The following is a 23,448-nucleotide window of genomic DNA, read 5'->3' as shown; positions in this document are numbered from 1 at the left end:
GCAGAGGTATCGAAAGGTCAGGCGTGGACTTTCTCGGATGGCGCCCGGGAAATAGGGGAGGCCGAAGCAGCCTCCGGCGAACCAAACAGAAAGAGCGCCTCAGCCGGCACGAACACGGCGACGCGGGCGCCCGGCTCGAAGGCGCGCTCGGCATCGGCCATGATCTCGTGATCGCCGAGTTTGACGACATGACGCCAATGGCCGCCGGGATAGCTGACGGCGGCGACCTCGCCCCCGAAGGTGATGCCGGGGCCGATCACGGCGATATCGTCGGTCGAAAAAAGGCGCGCGGCCTCCGGGCGGAAGCGAGCTTCGACCGGACCGGCGGCCAACGGACGGCCGAGGAGCGGCACGGAACAGGCCGTATTTGCCGGGCCGGCGGCGATCGCGAACTGGTCACCCTGTGGCGCACCGTTCAAGAAAAGCACATTTTCGGCACCCATGAAGGCGGCGACGAAAGTTGAGGCCGGACGGTTATAGACTTCCTCCGGCGTGCCCTGTTGGGCGATCCTGCCGGCATTCAGGATGACGATCCGGTCGGCCATCACCATAGCCTCCTCGCGGTCGTGGGTAACATGGATCGCGGTGATGCCGAGCCGCTTCTGCAGCGCCCGCAGCTCGTGGCGCACCGTCAGGCGGATACGGGCGTCAAGGTTGGACAGCGGCTCGTCGAGCAGCAGGATTTCCGGATCGATGGCGAGCGCCCGGCCGAGCGCGACACGCTGGCGCTGACCGCCGGACAGCGCCGACGGTTTGCGTGCCTCCAGCCCGTCGAGGCCAAGCAGCGACTGCATGGCGGCGACGCGGGTGGCGATCTCGGTTCGAGAAATGCCCTTCAGCTTCAGCCCGTAGCCGATGTTCTGCGCCACCGTCATATGTGGCCAAAGCGCGTAGGACTGGAAAACCAGCGCCATGCCGCGCTTGTCGGGCGGCAGGTAAGTCACGTCGCGATGGCGCACCTTCACTTCACCGGCCGACGGGCTGATGAAACCGGCCAGCAGACGCAGAAGCGTGGTCTTGCCGCAGCCGGACGAACCGAGCAGCGCCACGAATTCGCCCTTGGCGATCGACAGATCGATATCGGTCAGAACCTGCGTGGCGCCATAACGGCTGGCGACACCGCGCAATTCCAGAAAACCGTCCCGTTCCATCGAACCCCCTTTTGCACAGCCGTGCAATCTTGCTGGGCGTTTCTTAGGGCCGGAGTTTTACAGGCGGATGACACCTCAAATTTTTTATTGCCGGATGCTCGTGAGGTGGCCGCTCAGGCGTCCACGGAGAGCGAGGCTTCCAGCCGGGCGAGCGCTTCCTCAAGCTCGTCGGCACCGGTCGCCACGAAAATGGCTCCGGCCTCCGCCAGGATTTTCACGCGGCCGGGCCGTGGGTCTGCTGGATCAACGAAGCCGATCGCCGTCATGCCCGCCGCCCTCGCCCCGGTGATCCCGTGGGCGCTGTCGTCGATCACGACGCAACGGGCCGCATCGACGGTGAGCGTTTCGGCGCAGAGATGGAAGAGATCCGGCGCGGGTTTCGGCCGTGCCACCATGTCGGCGCTGAAGATGGAGGGCGCAAAAGCGTTCCAGAGGGGCAAAAGACCAAGGCTTTTCGACAGCCGGTCCGTCGAACTGTTGGAGGCGACGCATTTGCGATGCGGTAACGAGCGAACGAGGCTTTCGATACCGGGCATCGGTTCCAGCGAGCGGGCGAATTCCGGATAGATATCGAGATGCCAGGCCTCGAGGACCGTATCCAGATCGGCAATGCCAAGCTCTTCGGTGCAGATGCGGCGGATGACGCTCGCCGAATTGCCGGTGAAGCGGACCAGCACCTCTTCGGTGGTGATCGCGGCGCCAGCATCCTGCAGAGCCTTGGCAAGCGTGCGGCTGGCGATCGGCTCGCTGTTGATCAGGACGCCGTCACAATCGAAAATCAGGAGATCTATCTGCATGAAAGTCCAACTTGGGTGAGGCGTCAAAGCCGATTGACGCCGGCTGCACCGTCGGCGACGGCAAAGCTCTGGAAAACGGAGGCGGGGGAGTTCTGCTGCTTGCGGTCGGCGACACCGATGAAATCCACCTCGGCCGACCTCTCGCTCAAGCGCATGATCGCATAACCATGCTTGTCCGAGGCAAACTTGAGATGCGGGTTTTCGGCAAGTGCGGTCGCAAGGCTTGCGGCAGACGGCGCGTCCGAGGTGATCGAGCCGCAGACGAATTCGCTGGCGATTGCCCGGGCTTTCTCGTCGGCGAAGTCGCGCTTCACGTCGGCGGCGTAGAAGGCGTGCAGATCGCCGCCGATAATTAGGGGGTTCTCGACCGCCGAGGTCTGCACCGCCTCCAGCAGACGACCGCGGGCGGCGCGATAGCCGTCCCAGCCGTCGAGATTGTATGCCGTAGCGGGCCCGGCCTTGGTGTCGCGTTCGGCAAGCAGGGTCTGCTGGGCGATGATGTTCCATTTCGCGCGGCCGGCACCGAGCGTCTTGCCCAGCCATTCTTCCTGCGCCGGGCCGAGCATGGTCCGCTCCGGCCGATCGTCGCCGGCGGAACCTTCGAGTTCCGGCGAGCGGTATTGCCGCGTGTCGAGAAGCGTCACGCCAGCCAGATTGCCGAACCGATAATGATCGTAGATGCGGAGCGCATCGAACCCGGCAGCAAGGCTCGGATGTACGGGCATGTGCTCGAACCAGGCCTGATATGCGGCGCGGCGGCGGGTTAGAAACTCCGCCGGGTTCGGTGCGTCGGGGGCACGGTCATTGGCGTAATTATTGGTGACCTCGTGGTCGTCCCAGACGGCGAGCCAGGGAAAGGCGGCGTGGGCTGCCTGCAGTTGCGGGTCGGACTTGTAGAGCGCATAACGGTCGCGGAATTCGTAGAGCATCGATGGTATGCCGGTCTCGTGCTTGCGCACGAGCTGCGCACCATAACTCCGCTCGTAGATGTAATCTCCGAGATGGACGACCAGATCGAGGTCGCGGGCGGCCATGTCGGCATAGGCGCTGTAGAAACCCTGCTCGTATTGCTGGCAGGAGGCGAAGGCGAGGTGAAGCGAATTGACGCTGTCCGCCGGTGCTGTTCGGGTGCGGCCGACCGGGCTTTCCGCATTACCGGAGCGGAAGCGGTAGAAATACCAGCGGCCGGGTTGAAGGCCCTTCACCTCCACATGCACGGAATGGGCGAATTCGGGGACTGCACGGAATAGGCCTGACCGGACCGGCTTTGAAAAAGCCTCGTCCTCGGCGACCGTCCACTCCACGTCGATCGGATCGAGGTTCTGCTTCGGCGCCGGGGCAAAGGGATCGGCGGCGGCGGGCGATGCGTTCTCCAGGATCAGCCGCGTCCAGAGGACGACGCTGTCGGCCCTCGGCGCGCCGGAGGCGACACCGAGAGCGAAAGGATCGGTGCTGAAGCTCGCCGCCCGTGCGGAGCCGAGCGGCCGCCAGATGGCAGCCGCCGCCAATCCGCCCAGTAGCAGGCCTCGACGATCAATGAGCGGCATCGAACAGTCCTTCGCGAGCCTTGACCGCAAGGTCCGGGCGGTCAGTGGTAATCTGGCGGAGCGGGCGCTTAAGCCAGAAGGACAGGTCTTCCAATTCGTTCGGAACCCAGACGCCGAGCTTTTCGGGTGGGACAAGCGCGGAGAGCAATTCCCATTCCTCCAGAAGCAGCGCCTTTTCGATCGCCAGCACGTCGGAGACCCGCAGCATGGCTTCGACGGACTGGCGCAAGCCGAGAGCCTGGACGGATTTGTGATTGAGCGACGACAGCCGGCGGATATGCGGCGCGACCTCGCCGATCGTCTTCAGGACTTCACTGCTGAAGCTGGTCAGGAAGGAGTTGTCGGCCACGCCGAAACGATCGAGCATCGCCGCGGCCCTGGCTTCGAGGTCTTCATAGGGCTTGCCGTCGGCGTCGGCCTTCAGTTCCACATGCAGTTCGAGGCCGGTCGGAGCGTAGATTTCGAGCACGTCTTCAAGCGTCGGGATGTGCTCATCGGTGCCCTTGAGGATCACCGAGCGATATTCGCCGGCGGCAAGTTCGCTTACCCGGCCAGAGCGTTCGGTAGTGCGGTCGAGCGTCGCGTCATGGATGACGAGGAGTTCGCCGGTGGCGCTCAGGTGCACGTCGAATTCGACCGATTCGACTTCGAGGTCGAGAAGGTTGCGAAAGCCGGTCAGGCTGTTCTCCGCCCAGAGATTGCGGGCGCCGCGATGGCCGACGATGATGGGACTGGTCATTGGAAATACCTCATTTCTATTTGCTGGAGTCTACCAGACCTTTGGTGAACCAGCGTTGCATCAGAAGGATGACGAGCGCGGGCGGCGCCATCACAAAAAAAGAGGCGGCCATGGCGATGTTCCAGGCTGGTTGGGCGTCGGCAACCGGGATCAGGTCCTTCAATCCGATCATCGCCGTCGCCATCGTCTTCTCGGTGGTGAAGAGGAGCGGCCACAGATACTGGTTCCAACCGTAGAGGAAGAGGATGATCGACAGCGCCGCGATATTGGCGCGAGACAGCGGCAACAGCACATCCCAGAAGAATTTCAACGGACCGGCGCCATCGAGCTTGGCCGCCTCGCAGAGTTCGTCCGGCACGGTCAGGAAGAACTGGCGGAACAGAAAGGTCGCGGACGCCGAGGCGATCAGCGGCAGGATGAGGCCGCCATAACTGTTGATCATGTTCCATTGCAGCGCCGCGTCGAGCTGATAGCCGGTCCTGTCGGCAATGAAGCCCGTCAGGCCGATAGCGTCGAACAACGACCGCAGCGGCCCGCCGGCGTCGGCCACCGCCTCATAGGTCGGGATGATGCGGACTTCGACCGGCAGCATCAGCGAGATGAAGATCAGCCAGAAAGCGGTCATGCGGAAGGGAAAGCGGAAATAGGTGACCGCGAAACCGGCTATCAGCGAGACCGTGAGCTTGCCGACGACAATGCCGACCGTGACGATGACGGAATTGACATAGAGCCGGCTGAACTGGCCTTCGTTCCAGGCAAGGACGGTGTTCTCGACGAAATGGCCGCCTGGAACCAGCGGAAACGGCACCTGCTGCACCTCGCCGACCGTCAGCGAACCGGCGACGAAGGCGAAATAGAGCGGCATGCAGACGATTGCCGCGCCTATCAGCAGAACGACGTGGCAGAAGATCGACAGGCCCGTGTGACGTTCAACCATGGTCACACCTGATAATTGACTTTGCGCTCGACGGCGCGGAACTGCAGAATGGTGAAGAGCACGGCAATCACCATCAGGATCACCGACTGGGCGGCGGACGAGCCGAGGTCGAGTTGGCGGAAACCGTCCTGGTAAACCTTGTAGACCAGGGTGTTGGTGCTGCCGGCGGGTCCGCCGCGCGTCACCGTGTCGATGATGCCGAAGGTCTCGAACAGCCCGTAGACGAAGTTCATGACGATCAGGAAGAAAATGGTAGGCGCCGCCATTGGCAACGTCATCGTGAAAAAGCGGCGGACCGGACGGGCGCCGTCGATCGCGGCCGCTTCCATCACCGAGGCCGGCACGGCAAGGAAGGCCGCGACGAGGAAGATGTAGTCGTAGCAGACATGTTTCCAGACCGCCGCGACCGAGACCAGCAGCAGCGCGTCGAACGGCCGGCGGTTCGGGTCCCAGGCGAAGCCCAACTGATGCAGCATCTGGGCGAGCGGGCCGACGGTCGGGTTGAACAGGAAAGCCCAGAGCACGCCGGATATGGCCGGCGCGATCGCATAAGGCAGAAGGATGACGCCCTTGTAGATCGCCCGGCCGCGCATGACGTTGTCGGTGGCGAAGGCCAACAGCCCGGCGATGGCGAGCGTGGCGATACATTGCACAACTGTGAACCACAGCGTCAGGATTGCGCTGTCTCGATATTCGGGGCTCGAAAACAGGGTGGTAAAATTCTCGAAGCCGACGAAGATCATCGTGCCACCGAACGGATCCACCTGCACGAAGGCGAGCGATAGAGCCTTCCAGGTGGGGATGAAGAAAAAGAAGAGCAGGATCAGCAGCTGCGGCGCGAGAAGGCCGGCGGCCAGCCAGGGCCGCCGGAAATGCGAGGCCTTCAGCCCCGCTTCCGACGTCCCGACCAGGGAGCGGAGGCTTCGCCGCAAGGGCAAACGGGGGCGTGTCCCCACGCCCTCGTTCTCCATCATGATGGCATCACTTGCCGGCATGGAGCTTCTCGTACTGGCGCAAGATTTCGTTGCCGCGCTTGACGGAGCTGTCGAGCGCTTCCTGCGGGGTCTTCTTGCCGGTCCACACGGCCTGGATTTCCTCGATCAGGATGGCGGTCGACTGGTTGTGGTTGCCGAAACGGAAGCCACGGGAGTTATCGGTCGGCTCGCCACGCGACAGCTGTTCGATGGCGATTTCGCGGGTCGGGTGATCCTTGAAATAACCTTCGGCCTTCATCTTCTGATAGGCGGCATTGGTGACCGGAACGTAGCCGGTCGCCTTGCTCCACCATTCCTGGGTATCGGGTTGGGCGACGAAGTTGAAGAAGGCGGCGACACCGGCCTGAACCTCTTCCGACTTGCCCTTGACCGCCCAGAGCGAGGCGCCGCCGATCGTGCCGTTCCTGACATCGGCGCCTTCCTCATGCGGCATGACCGCGGCGCTCCACTTGAACTTCGCGTCGGCTTCGACGCCGGAATGGCTGGCGGTGGAATTGATGATCGTCGCGCAAGTGCCGGAGGTGAAGAGGCTGATCGGGGCGACGCCCTGGCCGGCGATTTTCAGCACGCCGTCATCAACCCACTTCTTGAGACGGGCAACCTGGCCGACGACGCCGGTCTTGTTGTAGACAAATTCGGTGTCGAGGCCGGCATACCCATTGGCCCTGGTGGCGAAGGGATAGTTGTTGATCGCCGAATAGTTCTCGATCAGGCTCCACTGGAAATCACCCGGCAGCGCCATCGAGCAATCGGTGATCTTCTTTTCCTTCAGTGCATAAAGCTGCTTTTCGAGGCCCTGCCAGGTGTCGGACGGCGCGTCGAAGCCGGCGGCCTTGAAGGCATCGGCATTGTACCAGAGGATCGGCGTCGACGAGTTGAAGGGAAGTGCTGCCGGCTTGCCGTTGACGATGTAGAAGCCTGCGACCGGCTTGACGAAATCGTTCCAGTCGATCTTGTAGCCTTGCTTGGCCATCAGTTGATCGACCGGGATGACGGCGCCGGAATTCAGCATGGTCATGAACCCGCGCTCGGCAGACTGGAGGATAGCCGGCTGCTGATTGACGCGGTATGCGGCGACCATGGCGGCCATGGTCTCTTCGTAATTGCCCTTGAACGTGCCGACGAGCTCGTACTTGTCCTGCGACTTGTTGAAGTCGGAGATCAGCTGCTGGACGGTATCGCCGAGCTTGCCGGAGATCGCATACCACCATTCGATCTTGACTCGGTCGGCGGCAGTCGCACCCGCCGCGCCCACCAGCAGCGCGCCGGCGGCAAGAAGGCCGGTTATCGATTTCACATATGTCGAAGCCATGTTTCGGATCCCTCCATAATCGGGTCTTTCACGCGACCCGCCCTGTTTCGGTTCTGGCCATCTCCATCAGTCTGGGTTAGCCATGACTTGGATGGGTTAGGTTACACATGTTACACACATGTGACATATGATACTTCAAAGGTGGGGACAATGGAATATCGTGAGCTGATGGTGCGGGCCGCGTGGCTCTATCACGTGGAAGGCCTTACCCAGCAGCAGATCGCCGAACGGATGAACATCACGCGGCGGCGTGTTAACGAGATCCTCTCGGAGGCGCTGGAAGCGGGCGTCGTCAGGATCAGCTTCGATTCCGTGCTGGCCGAAAGCGTCGAGCTGGAGGCGAAATTGCGCAAGCGATTCGGTCTGCAGGATGCCGTCGTGGTGCCGACGCCGACGGATCCGGCGCTTCTGCATTCGGTGCTTGGACGCGGGGCCGCCGGCTTTCTCGGCCGGCTGATCCAGACGCAGAAACCCGCCTCGATCGGCGTTGGCTGGGGCTCGACGCTGCGCGAGACGATCCAGCACATCCCCTCGCTCAACGAACCGCAGATCAAGGTGCGCTCGATGATGGGCGGACTGACGCAGGGCTCCGAAATCAACACGTTCGAGATCGTGCGCGGCTTCGCGCAAGTGCTGAACGCCCAGTGCCGCTATTTCGTGGCGCCGATCTATGCCGAGAGCCCGGAATCGCGCGATGCGATCATTTCGCAGGCGGTGTTCCAGCGGACGTTCAAGCAGATCTGCGAGGTGGATGTCGCTTACCTCAGCGTCGGCGACGTGTCGCAGCAGTCGCTACAGGTGCGCTACGGCCTGCCGGAAGGCATGACCGAACAGATCCTCAGACAAGCCGGGGCGGTCGGCGACCTGATGGGCCGTTATCTCGACGCTGCGGGCAAGGAGATCGATCATCCGTTGAACCGCCAGGTGCTGGCCCCCGAGATGGAGGATTTTCGCCGCATCGGCTGCCGCATCGTCGCCTCGGGCGGGCCGCACAAGCACAAGATCCTGCAGGCGGTGGCGCAGAACGGGCTGATCAACGTGCTGATCACAGATGCCGACAGCGCCAAGGCGATGCTGGCGGCGAAATAACCCTCAGATATTGCGGCGCTTGCCTTCCAGAAGGTCGATGATCGAGTTTGCGGCATCAAGCACGTTGGTGCCCGGGCCGAAGACGGCGGCAACGCCGTGCTCCATCAGGTAGTCGTAATCCTGCCGAGGAACGACGCCGCCGACCACGACGATTATGTTTTCGGCGCCTTTCGCCTTCAACGCTTCGACGAGCTGGGGCGCAAGCGTCCGGTGACCGGCGGCGAGCGACGACATGCCGACCACCTGGACCTTCTCTTTGACCGCGAGGTCCGCCGCTTCCTCGGGCGTCTGGAACAGCGGGCCGGCGAGAACCTCGAAACCGATGTCGCCAAAGGCCGAGGCGATCACCTTTGCACCGCGGTCATGGCCGTCCTGGCCGAGCTTGGCGACCATGATCTTCGGCCTGCTGCCAAGCGTTTGAGCGTAGCTGCCAAGCCGCGAGACGATCGTCCTGTATTCCGGATCATCCTCGTAAGCGGGTCCATAGATATCGCTGACCACTTCCGGCACGGCGGAATGATCGCCGAAGGCTTGCCGCATCGCATCGGAGATTTCACCGACGGTGGCGCGGGCGCGGGCCGCTTCGATCGCCACTTGCAGCAGATTTCCCTCGCCGGTTTCCGCGGCTTCCTCGAGGACGGCGAGCGCCGCCGCCACCCGCTTCGGATCCCGCTGCCGGCGAACCTCCTTCAGCCGCTTGATCTGGCCTTTGCGGACGGCGGTATTGTCGATGGCGAGAATGTCGATCTCGTCCTCGTTTTCCAGCCGGTATTTATTGACGCCGACGATGATTTCCTCGCCGCGGTCGACGGCGGCCTGGCGGCGGGTGGCGGCTTCCTCGATCAGCCGTTTCGGCAGGCCATCGGCGACCGCCTTGGTCATGCCGCCCATCGCCTCGACCTCCTCAATCAGCGCCCAGGCCTTATTCGCAAGCTCGTTGGTCAGGCTCTCGACATAGTAGGAGCCGGCCAGCGGATCGACGACCTTCGTCACGCCAGTCTCGTGGCTGAGGATGAGCTGGGTGTTGCGGGCGATGCGGGCGGAAAAATCGGTCGGCAAAGCCATCGCCTCGTCCAGCGCGTTGGTGTGCAGCGATTGGGTGCCGCCGAGCACCGCTGACAGGGCCTCATAGGCCGTGCGGATGACGTTGTTGTAGGGGTCCTGCTCCTGCAGCGAGACGCCCGACGTCTGGCAATGGGTGCGCAGCATCAGCGACGACGCCTTCTGCGGCTTGAACTCCTCCATGATCCGCGACCACAGAAGCCGGGCGGCACGCAGCTTGGCCGCCTCCATGAAGAAATTCATGCCGATCGCGAAGAAAAACGACAGCCGGCCAGCGAACTCGTCGACGCTGAGACCCTTGGCAAGTGCAGCACGGACATATTCGCGGCCGTCGGCCAGCGTGAAGGCGAGTTCCTGGACGAGCGTCGCACCCGCTTCCTGCATATGATAGCCGGATATCGAAATCGAATTGAACTTCGGCATTTCTTTTGCCGTATATTCGATGATGTCGGCGACGATCCGCATCGAGGGCTCGGGCGGATAGATATAGGTGTTGCGGACCATGAACTCCTTCAAAATGTCGTTCTGGATCGTCCCGGAAAGTTCCGCGCGGGAACAGCCTTGCTCCTCGCCGGCGACGATGAACGAGGCAAGGATCGGGATGACCGCGCCGTTCATGGTCATCGACACGGACATGTCTTTCAGCGGAATGCCATCGAACAGGATCTTCATGTCTTCGACGCTGTCAATCGCAACGCCCGCTTTGCCGACATCGCCCTCGACGCGCGGATGGTCGCTATCGTAACCGCGATGAGTGGCGAGGTCGAAGGCGACCGACAGGCCCTTCTGACCGCCGGCGAGATTGCGGCGGTAGAAGGCGTTCGAGGCTTCGGCTGTCGAGAAACCGGCATATTGGCGGATGGTCCAGGGCCGGCCGGCATACATGGTGGCGCGCGGCCCGCGCACGAAGGGCTTCATACCGGGCAGCGAATCCAGATGGTCGATGCCCTGCAGGTCTTCGGCGGTATAGAGCGGCTTGACATTAATGCCTTCGGGCGTGTGCCAGACCAGCGTCTCCGGCGAAGCCTTCAGCTCCTTCTCGGCAAGCGCCTCCCAATCCTTGACGGTCTTTGCGGCTTTCACGGTCTTCTCGGCCATCACTCAAACTCCATGATCAACTCGTCGACCGCCAGGCTTTGGCCCTGGCTCGCGGCGACCCGTTTGACCACGCCCTTCCTCTCCGCCTTCAGCACGTTTTCCATCTTCATCGCCTCGACGGTCGCCAGCGTCTGGCCGGCTTCGACGGCGTCGCCGACTTTCACCGAGACGGAGGTGATGACGCCGGGCATGGGGCAGAGCAGCATTCTCGAAGTGTCCGGCGGCAGCTTTTTCGGCATCAGGCGGGCAAGTTCGGCAACGCGGGGCGAACGGACGCGGGCGGTTACGTCCATGCCCCGCCAGCGCAGCCGGATGGCCGAGCCGACGAGGTTGACCTTGACGCCCATCGTCTCGCCGCCGACCTGGAAGCGGGCGTGTTGCTGGCCCGGAAGCCAGCCGCCGGCGACGGAAAGCGGCGTTCCGTCGGCAAAGCGGACGCCGGTGCCGTCAGGCCCGGTTTCGAGCGTTACGGCTTCCTCGAAATCGGCGAGCGTAACCACCCAATCCTTGCCGATCACCCGGCGATGGTTGCCGATCGTGCCGGAGATCTGCACCGCGCGCTCCTGCAGGGCCTGATTGACCAGGACGGCGATGGCGGCAAGCTTCTTTGCCGCCGCCTCGTCCGGATGCACACCGGAAAAGCCTTCCGGGAACTCTTCGGCGATGAAGGCGGTGGTGATGTTTCCGGAGCGGAATCGGCCATGCCCCATGACGGCCGACAGGAAAGGCAGGTTATGGCCGATGCCATCCACCTCGAAATCGTCGAGCGCCTTGCCCATTGCGTCGATCGCCGTCAGACGATCAGGCGCCCAGGTGCAGAGTTTTGCGATCATCGGGTCGTAATACATGGAGATCTCGCCGCCTTCGAAGACGCCGGTGTCGTTGCGGACCACGGTGCCGTCGTCCTGCCGGCCTTCCGCCGGCGGGCGGTAGCGGCTCAGCCGGCCGATCGAGGGCAGAAAATTGCGGTAGGGATCCTCAGCGTATAGCCGGCTTTCGATCGCCCAGCCATTCAGCTTGACGTCGTCCTGACCAAAGGACAGTTTCTCGCCTGACGCAACGCGGATCATCTGTTCAACGAGATCGATGCCGGTGACGAGTTCGGTGACCGGGTGCTCCACCTGCAGGCGGGTGTTCATCTCGAGGAAATAGAAATTTCTGGCGCCGTCGACGATGAACTCGACAGTGCCGGCCGAGAAATAACCGACCGCTTTCGCGAGTGCGACGGCCTGCTCGCCCATGGCTTTCCGCGTTGCCGCGTCGAGGAAGGGTGACGGGGCTTCCTCAATGACCTTCTGGTTGCGGCGCTGGATCGAGCATTCACGCTCACCGAGATAAAGCGTGGTGCCATGTTGGTCGCCGAGCACCTGGATTTCGATATGGCGGGGCTGGTCGACGAACTTTTCGATGAAGATGCGGTCGTCGCCGAACGAGTTCTTCGCTTCGTTGCGGGAGGACTGGAAACCTTCACGCGCCTCGGCGTCGTTCCAGGCGATGCGCATGCCCTTGCCGCCGCCGCCGGCCGACGCCTTGATCATCACCGGGTAACCGATCGAGGCGGAGATCTTTACCGCCTCCTCGGCATCCTCGATCAGGCCCATATGGCCGGGAACGGTAGAGACGCCGGCTTCGGCGGCGATCTTCTTCGAGGTAATCTTGTCGCCCATCGCCTGGATGGCTTTCACCGGCGGGCCGATGAAGGCGACGCCTGCCTTCTCCAGCGCCTGCGCAAACGCGGCGTTTTCCGACAGGAACCCATAACCGGGATGCACGGCATCGGCACCGGTCTTCCTGATCGCTTCGAGAATTCTGTCGATGACGATATAGGACTGGCTGGACGGCGCCGGGCCGATATGCACCGCCTCGTCGGCCATGCGCACATGCAGCGCTTCTGCATCCGCATCGGAATAGACGGCGACCGTTGCAATGCCCATCTTCCTTGCGGTCTTGATGACCCGGCAGGCGATCTCGCCACGGTTGGCGATGAGGATTTTTTTAAACGCCGCCATCAAACCTCCAGGACGTCTTCGAAAGCCTGGGGAAAGTTTTTCCGCGCCAGGCTTTCGTTGATACGCAACATCGCCTGGTAGGAGGCGGGGTCGAACGAGCGATCTGCGGGGATCACTTCCCGCCCCAGCAAACGCGACAAGCGTTCGCCATCGAGATTGCCGCGCTCAAAGGGTTCCGCTCCGAAATAATGCCAAAGGGAATGCATGAAGGCGGTATCGGCCAGAGCGACCGTCTGATCCCGGCTGAGATGGCGCGGCCATTGTCCCAGCACCGTCACCTTGGGATTCGCCCGGCGAATGGTGAACTGCCACTGCGTTCCACTTAAACCCGACGGAAAGCCACGATGCTTGGTCATTTCGGGGATTTTGGGCATCATAGACTCCTGGAATATTTCATGGCTGCGGCCGCTCTTGTCACAGGGGGCGTCACAGCGGGATCGTGTCGTGTTTCTTCCAATGCGTCGTCACCTGTTTGTTGCGCAGCGAGGCAAACGCCCGGGCAATGCGGCGGCGCGACGAATGGGGCATGATCACCTCGTCGATGAAGCCGCGCTCGGCCGCCACGAACGGATTGGCGAAACGCTCCTCATATTCCTTGGTCCGCGCTGCGATCTTGCCCGCATCGCCGAGTTCTGAGCGATAGAGGATTTCGGTCGCGCCCTTGGCGCCCATCACGGCAATTTCGGCTGTCGGCCAGGCATAATTGAAGTCGGCGCCGATATGCTTCGAGGCCATGACGTCATAGGCGCCGCCATAGGCTTTTCGCGTGATCAGCGTGACCATCGGGACAGTCGCTTCGGAATAGGCAAAGAGAAGCTTGGCACCATGCTTGATGACGCCGCCATATTCCTGCGCGACGCCGGGGAGGAAGCCGGGAACATCGACGAGCGTCAGGATCGGGATCGAAAAAGCGTCGCAGAAACGCACGAAGCGGGCCGCCTTGCGGGAGCTGTCGATGTCCAGGCAGCCGGCCAGCACCATCGGCTGATTGGCGACGACGCCGACCGTCTGACCTTCGAGGCGGATGAAGCCGGTGATGATGTTTCGCGCGTAGGCTTCCTGAATCTCGAAGAAATCGCCCTCGTCGGCGATCGCATAGATCAGTTCCTTCATATCGTAAGGTTTTGCGGCGCTATCCGGGATCAGGCTGTCGAGGCGGCTCTCGACGCGGGCGGGATCGTCGTGGAAGGGGCGGACAGGGGGCTTTTCGCGATTGTTGGCGGGTAAGAAATCGAAGAGCTGGCGGACGGCTTCGAGCGCCTCGATGTCGTTCTCGAAGGCGGCATCGGCGACCGACGACTTCTTCGTGTGGGTGCCCGCCCCGCCGAGTTCTTCGGCGGTGACGATCTCGTTGGTGACGGTCTTCACCACGTCCGGACCGGTGACGAACATGTAGGAACTGTCGCGCACCATGAAGATGAAGTCGGTCATGGCCGGCGAATAGACCGCGCCGCCGGCGCAGGGCCCCATGATGACGGAAATCTGCGGCACGACGCCGGAGGCCTCGGCATTGCGGCGGAAAACTTCGGCGTAACCGGCGAGCGACGCGACGCCTTCCTGGATACGGGCACCGCCGGAATCGTTGAGCCCGATCACTGGGGCGCCGACGCGCACCGCCATGTCCATGATCTTGCAGATTTTTTGCGCATGGGTCTCGGAGAGCGAGCCGCCGAGAACGGTAAAGTCCTGGGAGAAAACATAGACCTGGCGGCCGTTGATCGTCCCCCAACCGGTGACGACGCCGTCGCCCGCGACCTTCTGTTCGGCCATGCCGAAATCCACCGCGCGGTGGGTCACGTACATGTCGAACTCCTCGAACGAGCCCTCGTCGAGCAGAACTTCGATGCGTTCACGCGCCGTCAGCTTGCCCTTGGCATGCTGCGCCTCGATACGCTTGCTCCCACCGCCAAGCCTTGCCTCCGCACGGCGTTTTTCGACTTCACCCAGAACTGCCCGCATGTCTGCTCCCGGTATTCCATTAGGCATTACTTAGCGTCTTGCGCCCCGACGGGAAACCGCGGAACGCGCATCTATACGAATTGATAAGAGCGTGAACCGGAAAATGCAAAACGCCGGAAAACATACGACGGCAATTAGAGCGCGGTTTCGCCCGAATTCGTCTTGATGATGTTGATGAAGGCCTCGGCCGTCCAGGACAGCGGCGCGCCGGGCATGGTGATGATCCCGTAATCGGCGATCTTGTCCGGCACGAAGGGCCGCATGGCGAGCGCATCGCTGCGAAAGAATTCGGCGATCAGCGACGGCACGATGGCGATGCCGAGGCCCTGGGCTGCGCAGGCGCAGGCCGTTTCGACCGAATGGACTTCGAGGCTGCAGCGGTAGGTCGGCACCATACGGCGCAGTTCGTGTTCCAGCTCGTTGCGGTTGACGCGCTGTCGACCGAGCAGGATCAGGTCGTTGCGGGCGAGATCGTTGACGTCGATCGCTTGCTTGGCGGCCAGCGGATGGCCGGCCGGCATCACGCAGGTCGTGCCGCTGGCAAAGAGCGGGCGGGCGTCGAAGGAATGTTCCTCCGGTGGCAGCCGGACAAAGCCGAGATCGGCGACGCGGCCGCGCACCATCCGCTCGATCGCATCATAGGGGCCGCTCAGGATTTCCACCGTGACGCGCGGGTGATCGGCCTTGAAGCGGGCGAGGATCGGCGGCAGCATGGTGGTCGCGAGGCTGTGCGGGAAGGCCACCCGGATCAGCGCCTCGCCGAAGGCGCCGGAGCGGACGTCTCCGACCTTGACGCGCAACCGGGCAACGCTCTCGGCGACATCATCCACCTCGTCGACCAAGAGATGCGCTTCCGGCCGCGGGATCAGACGACCCTTGTCGCGCAGGAAAAGTTCGCGCCCGATCTCCTCTTCCAGCGACGCGAGCTGACGGCTGATCGCCGACTGCGACAGGCCGAGCTGGGCAGCGGCTGCCATCGTCGAGCCGGTATCCATGATCGTCTTGAAGATTTCGAGTTGCTTGAAATTCATGTCGCGATCCTACGGAAGGCGACGGCGAACACAAGCAAAGACATCGAACAAGGTTTCCACGCGCAAAACGCATAGGACCATGCGTTCCGCGCATAATATTGCGCATCCTTCCCGGACCGCTATCGTCTGCGTCAACAAAGAGAAAAGGGAACGTCTTTCATGAAAATTCTCTGTCCCTGCGGGACGAAGGATAAGCGGGAGCGCATGCTATGACGGTTTTCGTCATTCGCCGCTTCCTGCAGAGCATCGCCGTCCTCATCCTGACCGCGGTCATCGTCTTCATCGGCATCTACGCGATCGGCGACCCAGCCGAAATGCTGATCGCTCCGGATGCCAGCCCTGCGGAACGCGCCCAGGTGGTCGCCTCGCTCGGCCTCGACAAGCCGCTCTGGGAACAGTTCTTCACCTTCGCCTGGAATGCGCTGCATGGGGATCTCGGCCGTTCCTTCGTCTTCAACCGTCCGTCCATCAGCCTGATCTTCGAACGCCTGCCGGCGACGCTGGAGCTGACGCTGACCGGCCTCGTCTTCGCGCTGCTGCTCGGCATTCCGCTCGGCCTGCTGTCCGGCCTGAAGCCGAACAGCGCCACCGACGAAGTGATCATGACCGGCTCTATCTTCGGCTTCTCGTTGCCGAGCTTCTGGCAGGGCATGATGCTGATCATGATCTTCTCCGTCTGGCTCGGCTGGCTGCCCTCCACCGGACGCGGCCAGATGGGCGAATTTCTTGGGCTCCATTCAAGCCTCTTCACGCTGGACGGCCTGACGCATCTCATCCTGCCGGCAATCAACCTGTCGCTGTTCAAGCTCTCTCTGGTCATCCGCCTCACCCGCACCGGGGTGCGCGAGACCATGCCGCTCGATTTCGTCAAGTTCGCGCGCGCCAAGGGCATTTCCGAACGGCGCATCGTCTTCGTGCATGTGTTCAAGAACATCCTGATCCCGCTGATCACCGTGATCGGCCTGGAACTCGGCAGCATGCTCGCCTTTGCGGTGGTGACGGAGACGATCTTCGCCTGGCCGGGGATCGGCAAGCTTTTGATCGACAGCATCATGCGGCTCGACCGGCCTGTCGTGGTCGCCTACCTGCTGGTCATCGTCAGCCTGTTCATCTTCATCAATTTCGTCGTCGACGTGCTCTATTCGCTCGTCGATCCCCGCGTCCGGCTGGGAGGCGCTCAATGACCGTTCGAGCCCTTTTTGCTGAAGACATGCTGCTCGGCAGACTGTTTACCGGCATCGGCCGCAGCCCGAAGGCGGTCGTTGCCGCCGTCGTCTGCATCATCCTGCTGTTTGCCGCAGTCATCGGGCCCTATCTGACACCCCAGAACCCGTTCGATCTCGCGGTCCTGGACATCCTCGATTCCAAGCTGCCGCCCGGCTCGCAGAGCATGGACGGCATGAACTACTGGCTCGGCACCGACGGCCAGGGCCGCGACATGTTTTCGGCGATGATCTACGGCCTGCGCACCAGCCTCGGCGTCGGTGTTTTTTCCGGTCTCGTCGCGCTCATCGTCGGCACCGTGCTTGGCTTGATCGCCGCTTATTTCGGCGGGCGCATCGACACGCTGATCATGCGCGTCGTTGACCTGATGCTCGGCTTTCCGACCATCCTCGTGGCGCTGATGCTGCTGGCGCTTCTCGGCCAGGGCCTCTGGAAGGTGATCTTCGCGCTGATCCTGGTGCAGTGGGCGACATTTGCCCGCGCCGTCAGGAGTGCAGCACTGGTCGAGAAGAACAAGGATTATGTCGAGGCGGCGGTGACGCTCGGCATCGGCACACCGCGTATCCTGATCGGCCATATCCTGCCCAACTGTCTGCCGCCACTGATCGTCATCGGCATGCTGCAGGTGGCGAACGCCATCTCGGCGGAAGCGACGCTTTCCTTCCTCGGTATCGGCCTTCCGATCACCGAACCGTCGCTCGGGCTTTTGATCGCCAACGGCTACCAGCTTCTGATGTCCGGCGAATACTGGATCAGCGTCTATCCGGGCGTGCTGCTGCTCGTGCTGGTGTTCTCGATCAACATCGTCGGCGACCGGTTGCGCGAAGTCCTCAATCCCCGACTTGGCGAAAGGTGAGCGCGATGACACCCGTCCTCGAAGTCAAGAACCTTTCCACCCATTTCATGACCCGTCGCGGCGTGCTGAAGGCCGTCGACGACGTGAGCTTCACGGTCGGTCAGCGGGAGATCGTCGGGCTTGTCGGCGAATCCGGCTCCGGCAAATCGATCACCGGCTTCTCGATTCTCGGCCTCGTCGATCCGCCGGGTCGGGTGGTGAGCGGCCAGATCCTGTTCAACGGCGAAGACCTGCTGACGAAATCGCCGACAGCGATGCGGGCCATCCGTGGCAAACGCATCGCGATGATCTTCCAGGATCCGATGATGACGCTGAACCCGGTTCTCTCGGTGGCCACCCAGATGATCGAGACCGTGCAGGCGCATGACCGGGTTTCCCGTGCGGAAGCCCGCGCCCGGTCTCGGGATGCCCTCGGCCTCGTCGGCATTCCTTCGCCGGAGGAGCGGCTGGATTCCTATCCGCACCAGTTTTCCGGGGGCATGCGCCAGCGCGTGGCGATCGCCATCGCGCTGCTGCACCGGCCGGACCTGATCATCGCCGACGAACCGACGACGGCGCTCGACGTGACGATCCAGTCGCAGATCCTGTTCGAGATCAAACGGCTGGCCGGCGAGTTCGGCATGGCGCTGATCTGGATCAGCCACGATCTCGGCGTCGTCGCGGCGCTCGCGGACCGGATCATGGTCATGTATGCGGGCCGCATCGTCGAGGCGGGACAGGTCGATGGGGTGCTCACCGCGCCACGCCATCCCTACACGTCCGGCCTGCTCAGCGCCGTGCCTGCGGCGGTGCCGCGCGGCGAACCACTCCGACCGATCCCGGGTTTCGCGCCCTCGCCGCTGTCGCGCCCCTCCGGCTGCGCCTTCCGCGACCGCTGCGCCCGGGCCACCGATGTCTGCGCCACTGAGCCTATGCTGGAAATCGCCGCCGATCGCGAGTTCCGCTGTTTCCACCCCCATCTCTGGAGCGCCGCATGACAAACCCGCTCGTGGAAACCGTGCCGCTCATAGAAGCCGTGGACGTCAGCCGGCGTTTTTCCCGCAAGCTCGATTATGCGGAGAAGATCGCCAACCTGTTCGGTGCGGGTCTCGAGGAAAAGACTGTGCATGCGGTCGACGAGGTCAATCTCGCCGTCTATCCGGGCGAGGTGGTCGGCCTCGTCGGTGAGTCCGGTTGCGGAAAATCGACGCTCGGGCGGGTGATGGCCGGTATCATGCCGGCGAGCGGCGGCGAGGTACGCTGGAAAGGCCGGCCGCTGACATCGCTGCAGGGTGACGACAAACGCGCCATGCGGCTTTCCGCCCAGATGATCTTCCAGGACCCGATGTCGACACTCAATCCGCGCAAGCGGGTGATCGACCTGATCGGCGAGGCGCCGAAAGTGCACGGCATCGTCAAGGGCCGGGAGATGCGCGACTACGTCGCCACGCTCGCGGAGCGGGTCGGCCTCGATCCGTCCTATCTCGACCGTTTCCCGCACCAGTTTTCCGGCGGCCAGCGGCAGCGCATCGGCATTGCCCGGGCGCTGGCGGTAAAGCCCAAACTGCTCGTCTGCGACGAATCGGTCGCCGCGCTCGACGTGTCGATCCAGGCGCAGATCCTCAACCTGTTCATGGACCTGAAACGGGAATTCGGGCTGACCTACCTGTTCATCAGCCACGACCTCGGCGTCGTGAAACACATCTGCGATCGGGTGGTCGTCATGTATCTCGGCCGCGTGGTGGAAAGCGCCACGCCGGACGATCTCTTCGATAATCCGAAACATCCCTATACCCAGGCACTGATCCGCGAACTGCCGTCGGTCACCGACCGCCGCCGGGTATTCACGCCGATCAAAGGCGAGATCCCCTCGCCGCTCCATCCGCCACCTGGATGTCATTTCCACCCCCGCTGTCCAATGGCTTTCGACCGCTGCCGCGTTGAACGGCCGGTCTTGAAGGAAAACGCCGCAGGCCATGTCAGCGCCTGCCACCTGAACGATCTTGCCGCCCATCAGGCAACACATGCGACGGCCGAACCGGTCATCTAAAAAGGAAGGGAACGAACATAATGAAACCGATGAAATTTTTCCTGGCCGGGGTTGCGGCCTCGGTCCTCGCGCTGAGCTCGGCTCAGGCCGCGAACCTGATACTCGGCAGCGCCACCGAGCCCTCGGCGATCGATCCGCAGTTTTCGCGCACCGGCAACAACCAGAACATTGCCATGCAGGTCTTCGACCGCCTGGTGCAGACCGACCCGGCAATCAATGTCGAGCCGGCGCTTGCCGTCTCCTGGACCAATACCGATCCGCTGACCTGGCAGATCAAACTGCGCGACGGTGTCAAATTCCATGACGGCAACCCGTTGACATCAGAGGACGTGATCTTCTCGCTCACCCGCGCCAAGGACATCCCGAACAGCCCGGCGCCGTTTTCCGGCAATGTCGGGGCGATCGACAGCATGAAGGCGATCGACAACCTGACCGTCGAATTCAAGACCAAGAAGCCGACGCCCGATTTCATCGAACAGGTCGGTTTCGTCTACATCGTCGAGAAGAAGGTCGCGGAAGGCGCCTCGATCGAGGACTTCAACAGCGGCAAGGCGGCGATCGGCACCGGCGCCTACAAGTTCAAGTCCTGGACCCCGGGCGACAACTTGGCACTCACCCGCAACGATGCCTTCTGGGGCAAGAAACAGGATTTCGAAAACGTCACGATAAAGTTCATCTCCAACGATGCATCGCGCGTCGCCGCGCTTCGCTCCGGCGCCGTCGATCTGATCGACGCCGTGCCGCCGGGCGATGTGAAGACCCTCCAGGGGATCTCCGGCCTCAAGGTCTTCTCGATCGCCTCGTCCCGCATGATCTACCTTGCGCTCGACAGCGCCCGCGACAAGAGCCCCTTCATCACCGACAAGGAAGGCAAGCCGCTCGACAAGAACCCGCTGAAGGACGTCAAGGTCCGCCAGGCGCTCTCGGAACTGGTCAACCGCCAGCTGATCATCGACCGCATTCTCGACGGCTCGGCGGAAGCCGCTGGCCAGCTGGTGCCAAACGGCGTCGCCGGCAACGATCCGTCGATCAAGGCCCCGGCCATGAACGCCGAGGACGCCAAGAAACTGCTGGCGGAAGCCGGCTACAAGGACGGTTTCGGCATCACCATCCACACCTCCAATGATCGCTTCCCGGGCGACTCGGAAGTGGCACAGGCCCTCGGCCAGATGTTTGCGCGCGGCGGCCTGAAGGTCAACGGCGTCGTCGCCCAGCCCTATAACGTCTACACCAAGGGCGCCGGAGCCGGCGAATTCTCCGCCTTCATCTTCTCGCTCGGCAACTCTACGCCGACCTCGGCAACCGGTCTTCGCAACCTGCTGATGACGGCCAACAAAGATGCCGGTACCGGCTCGTTCAACCGGACGAAATATTCGAACCCGGCCTTTGACGATGCGATGCGTGCCGCCACCGCCGAATTCGACGTCAAGAAGCGCGTGGAGCTGCTGCAGAAGGCGACCAAGATGGTGTTCGCCGACGTGCCGGTCATCCCGCTCTACTGGCAGAAGGTTCACTGGGCCGGCAAGGCGAACGTCTCCTATGTCGCCAACATGACGGAAGACACCAGCGCGACGCTTGCCGGCATCGCCAAGTAGGCCTGGTCTTTGCTGCGGCCCCTCTTTCCGGAGCCGCAACATCCTGGGCCGGCCTGACGTGTGGTGGGGCCGGCCCGGGTATTGATTTGCCAATTTTGAGGATATGGACATGGATACCCTGACGCCATCGCGCTTCGAGGTGATTGCTGACGACGTGATCGTCGAACGCGATGTGATGGTGACGATGCGCGACGGCATAAAGCTCGCGACCGACGTCTACCGACCGGCCAAGGACGGCAAGGTGATCGACGGCCGACTGCCGGCGATCATGGAACGCACGCCCTACGGCAAGGCGGAGCGCTCGCGTTCCGAGATCGAGGTGGGCATGACCGAGCCGATGAAGCGCCATGAGGTTGCAAGCTATTTCGTCCGGGCCGGATATGCCGTGATCTACCAGGATTGCCGCGGCCGCTACAATTCCGAGGGCGAATTCAGCAAATACATTTCAGAAGCTGCGGACGGCTACGATACCGCCTGCTGGCTGGTGGAACAGGCGTGGTCAAACGGCCAGTTCGGGACGATGGGCCTTTCCTACGCGGCGCATACGCAAGCGGCGCTCGCCTGCCTCAACCCGCCGGGGCTGGCCTGCATGGTGATGGACTCGGGGGGATTCTCGAACGCCTATCAGTGCGGCATCCGCCAGGGCGGCGCATTCGAGCTGAAGCAGGCGACCTGGGCCTACAACCAGGCGATCGGCGAAGGCAACGAATTTGCCCGTGCGGCGATCGAAGCGGAGGATCTTCACGCATGGTTCAACGTCATGCCCTGGAGCGAAGGCAATTCTCCGGTGCGCTGGATGCCGGAATACGAAAGCTACCTGCTCGACCAGTGGCGCAGCGGCACGTTCGACGAAAGCTGGCGTCGTGTCGGCCTTTATATGGAGGGTTTCTACGAGACTTTTCCGGAAGTGCCCATCGTGCTGATGTCGAGCTGGTACGACGCTTATGTGAAGTCGACGCTCGACAATTATCGCGGCCTTTCCGGCAAGGACAGCCGACCGCTACAGCTGATCATGGGACCGTGGCTGCACGGCAACCGCAACACGACGCTCGCCGGCGATACATCTTTCGGGCCGACTGCGCCGCTCGGCGGGAACGTCGTGGAAAGCTGGCTATCCTTCCGCCGCAACTGGTTCGACCATTGGCTGAAGGCCAACGACAATACGGTTGCTCAGGAACCGATGGTGCGCGCCTTCGTGATGGGCGGCGGGTCCGGCATGCGCAATCCGGACGGGCGCCTGGATCACGGCGGACGCTGGATCGAAGCAAGCGACTGGCCGCTGCCGGGAACGGAATTCCGCAACTATTACATCCATGAGAACGGCTCGCTTTCGACCGAGAAGCCGAAAACGAGTGCCGCGCCCTTCACCTACGATTTCGACCCTAAGAACCCGGTTCCGACCATCGGCGGATCGCTGACAAGCGGCCAGCCGATTTTCGAAGGCGGCGGTTTCGACCAGCGCGAGGGAGAGAAATTCTACGGCTCGAAACATCCGGGCCTGCCACTTTCGGCGCGTGCCGACGTGCTCTCCTTCGAGACAGAGCCGCTCGCCGAAGATGTCGCCGTAGTCGGGCCGATCACGGTCGAGCTCTACGTCTCGTCCGATGCGCCGGACACGGATTTCACCGCGAAACTCGTCGATGTCTATCCGCCGAGCAAGGATTACCCGACCGGGTATGCGCTCAACATCACCGACGGGATTATCCGCTGCCGCTACCGCAATTCCTTCGAAAAGCCTGAACCGATCGTCGAGGGCGAGGTGTTCAAGGTGACGATCGAACCGTTCGCGACCGCCAACCTGTTCGCCAAGGGCCACCGCATCAGGGTTGATATCTCATCATCCAACTTCCCGAAGTACGATATAAATCCAAATAGCTATGCGCCGGAGGGCCGGGGGCGCACAAGCCAAGTGGCCCGCAACACAGTTTTCTGCGATGGTACGCGTGCATCTGCCATCCGCCTGCCGATCGTCGGTGGAGCGGCAATGGTGGGGCTGATGCCCATCGCGAAATGAACTA

The 23,448-nt window shown here is 62.6% G+C and carries 19 protein-coding genes; 7 read left to right on the top strand and 12 right to left on the bottom strand.

The genetic code is table 11. The features are described 5' to 3' along the window. Positions 1-17 precede the first annotated feature (17 nt). The 7 genes from MOV63_RS03980 to MOV63_RS03950 form a co-directional block, all read right to left on the bottom strand. Positions 18-1,151: an ABC transporter ATP-binding protein gene (locus MOV63_RS03980; protein ID WP_247031851.1), complete on the bottom strand. Its 1,134-nt coding sequence runs from the start codon at positions 1,149-1,151 to the stop codon at positions 18-20. A gap of 113 nt (positions 1,152-1,264) precedes the next feature. After that, positions 1,265-1,948: an HAD family phosphatase gene (locus tag MOV63_RS03975; RefSeq protein WP_247031849.1), complete on the bottom strand. Its 684-nt coding sequence runs from the start codon at positions 1,946-1,948 to the stop codon at positions 1,265-1,267. Between the two features lie 23 nt (positions 1,949-1,971). Beyond that, positions 1,972-3,495: an alkaline phosphatase gene (locus tag MOV63_RS03970; RefSeq protein WP_247031847.1), complete on the bottom strand. Its 1,524-nt coding sequence runs from the start codon at positions 3,493-3,495 to the stop codon at positions 1,972-1,974. Continuing rightward, the gene (locus MOV63_RS03965) at positions 3,482-4,234 is read right to left on the bottom strand and encodes a glycerophosphodiester phosphodiesterase family protein (protein WP_247031845.1); all 753 of its coding nucleotides are present in this window, start codon (positions 4,232-4,234) and stop codon (positions 3,482-3,484) included. Before MOV63_RS03965 ends, MOV63_RS03970 begins: the two co-directional genes overlap by 14 nt. 16 nt (positions 4,235-4,250) lie before the next feature. Then, on the bottom strand, positions 4,251-5,171 hold the full coding sequence (locus MOV63_RS03960; RefSeq protein WP_247031843.1) for an ABC transporter permease subunit: 921 nt from the start codon (positions 5,169-5,171) through the stop codon (positions 4,251-4,253). A gap of 2 nt (positions 5,172-5,173) precedes the next feature. Next, positions 5,174-6,166 carry an ABC transporter permease subunit gene (locus MOV63_RS03955; RefSeq protein ID WP_247031841.1) on the bottom strand — a complete coding sequence of 331 codons (993 nt, stop codon included), beginning with the start codon at positions 6,164-6,166 and terminating at the stop codon, positions 5,174-5,176. Next, complete coding sequence (locus MOV63_RS03950; protein WP_247031839.1) at positions 6,153-7,478, bottom strand: extracellular solute-binding protein; 1,326 nt, start codon at positions 7,476-7,478, stop codon at positions 6,153-6,155. Before MOV63_RS03950 ends, MOV63_RS03955 begins: the two co-directional genes overlap by 14 nt. A gap of 150 nt (positions 7,479-7,628) precedes the next feature. Here MOV63_RS03950 and MOV63_RS03945 point away from each other — a divergent pair, with 150 nt between their 5' ends. Then, positions 7,629-8,567 (top strand): sugar-binding transcriptional regulator, encoded by a 939-nt coding sequence (locus MOV63_RS03945; RefSeq protein ID WP_247031837.1) that lies wholly within the window; start codon positions 7,629-7,631, stop codon positions 8,565-8,567. A gap of 3 nt (positions 8,568-8,570) precedes the next feature. Here the strand turns inward: MOV63_RS03945 and scpA are convergent, their stop codons facing one another. The 5 genes from scpA to MOV63_RS03920 all read right to left on the bottom strand — a co-directional run bounded on the left by scpA (position 8,571) and on the right by MOV63_RS03920 (position 15,726). Next, complete coding sequence (gene scpA / locus MOV63_RS03940) at positions 8,571-10,712, bottom strand: methylmalonyl-CoA mutase (RefSeq protein WP_405029299.1); 2,142 nt, start codon at positions 10,710-10,712, stop codon at positions 8,571-8,573. A 14-nt stretch (positions 10,713-10,726) separates the two neighbouring features. After that, positions 10,727-12,736, bottom strand: coding sequence for an acetyl/propionyl/methylcrotonyl-CoA carboxylase subunit alpha (locus tag MOV63_RS03935; protein WP_247031833.1), 2,010 nt, complete (start codon positions 12,734-12,736; stop codon positions 10,727-10,729). Then, entirely contained in the window at positions 12,736-13,110 is a 375-nt protein-coding gene (locus tag MOV63_RS03930; RefSeq protein WP_038594370.1) for a hypothetical protein, read from the bottom strand. Before MOV63_RS03930 ends, MOV63_RS03935 begins: the two co-directional genes overlap by 1 nt. A 52-nt stretch (positions 13,111-13,162) precedes the next feature. Further along, a complete protein-coding gene (locus MOV63_RS03925; RefSeq protein WP_247031831.1) occupies positions 13,163-14,695 on the bottom strand; it encodes an acyl-CoA carboxylase subunit beta in 1,533 nt (510 codons plus the stop codon). 134 nt (positions 14,696-14,829) lie between these two features. Beyond that, entirely contained in the window at positions 14,830-15,726 is an 897-nt protein-coding gene (locus tag MOV63_RS03920) for a LysR family transcriptional regulator (RefSeq protein WP_038591833.1), read from the bottom strand. A gap of 209 nt (positions 15,727-15,935) precedes the next feature. On the opposite strand from MOV63_RS03920, the gene MOV63_RS03915 reads away from it, so the two are divergent. From MOV63_RS03915 to MOV63_RS03890, 6 genes are all read left to right on the top strand, one after another. Beyond that, positions 15,936-16,910, top strand: coding sequence for an ABC transporter permease (locus MOV63_RS03915; RefSeq protein WP_247031829.1), 975 nt, complete (start codon positions 15,936-15,938; stop codon positions 16,908-16,910). Next, positions 16,907-17,806 carry an ABC transporter permease gene (locus tag MOV63_RS03910; RefSeq protein WP_247031827.1) on the top strand — a complete coding sequence of 300 codons (900 nt, stop codon included), beginning with the start codon at positions 16,907-16,909 and terminating at the stop codon, positions 17,804-17,806. The genes MOV63_RS03915 and MOV63_RS03910 overlap by 4 nt, the downstream gene beginning before the upstream one ends. Before the next feature lie 5 nt (positions 17,807-17,811). Further along, on the top strand, positions 17,812-18,783 hold the full coding sequence (locus tag MOV63_RS03905) for an ABC transporter ATP-binding protein (RefSeq protein ID WP_247031825.1): 972 nt from the start codon (positions 17,812-17,814) through the stop codon (positions 18,781-18,783). After that, positions 18,780-19,835 (top strand): ABC transporter ATP-binding protein, encoded by a 1,056-nt coding sequence (locus tag MOV63_RS03900; protein WP_247031823.1) that lies wholly within the window; start codon positions 18,780-18,782, stop codon positions 19,833-19,835. The genes MOV63_RS03905 and MOV63_RS03900 overlap by 4 nt, the downstream gene beginning before the upstream one ends. A 20-nt stretch (positions 19,836-19,855) precedes the next feature. Further along, positions 19,856-21,430, top strand: coding sequence for an ABC transporter substrate-binding protein (locus MOV63_RS03895; protein ID WP_247031821.1), 1,575 nt, complete (start codon positions 19,856-19,858; stop codon positions 21,428-21,430). 109 nt (positions 21,431-21,539) lie between these two features. After that, positions 21,540-23,444: a CocE/NonD family hydrolase gene (locus MOV63_RS03890; RefSeq protein ID WP_247031819.1), complete on the top strand. Its 1,905-nt coding sequence runs from the start codon at positions 21,540-21,542 to the stop codon at positions 23,442-23,444. Positions 23,445-23,448: the final 4 nt, after the last annotated feature.

The sequence above is a fragment of the Neorhizobium sp. SHOUNA12A genome (assembly GCF_023006505.1).
GTDB lineage: Bacteria > Pseudomonadota > Alphaproteobacteria > Rhizobiales > Rhizobiaceae > Neorhizobium.
Note: the sequence above shows the minus strand (reverse complement) of the source record. Positions and strands in the feature narration are given on the sequence as shown.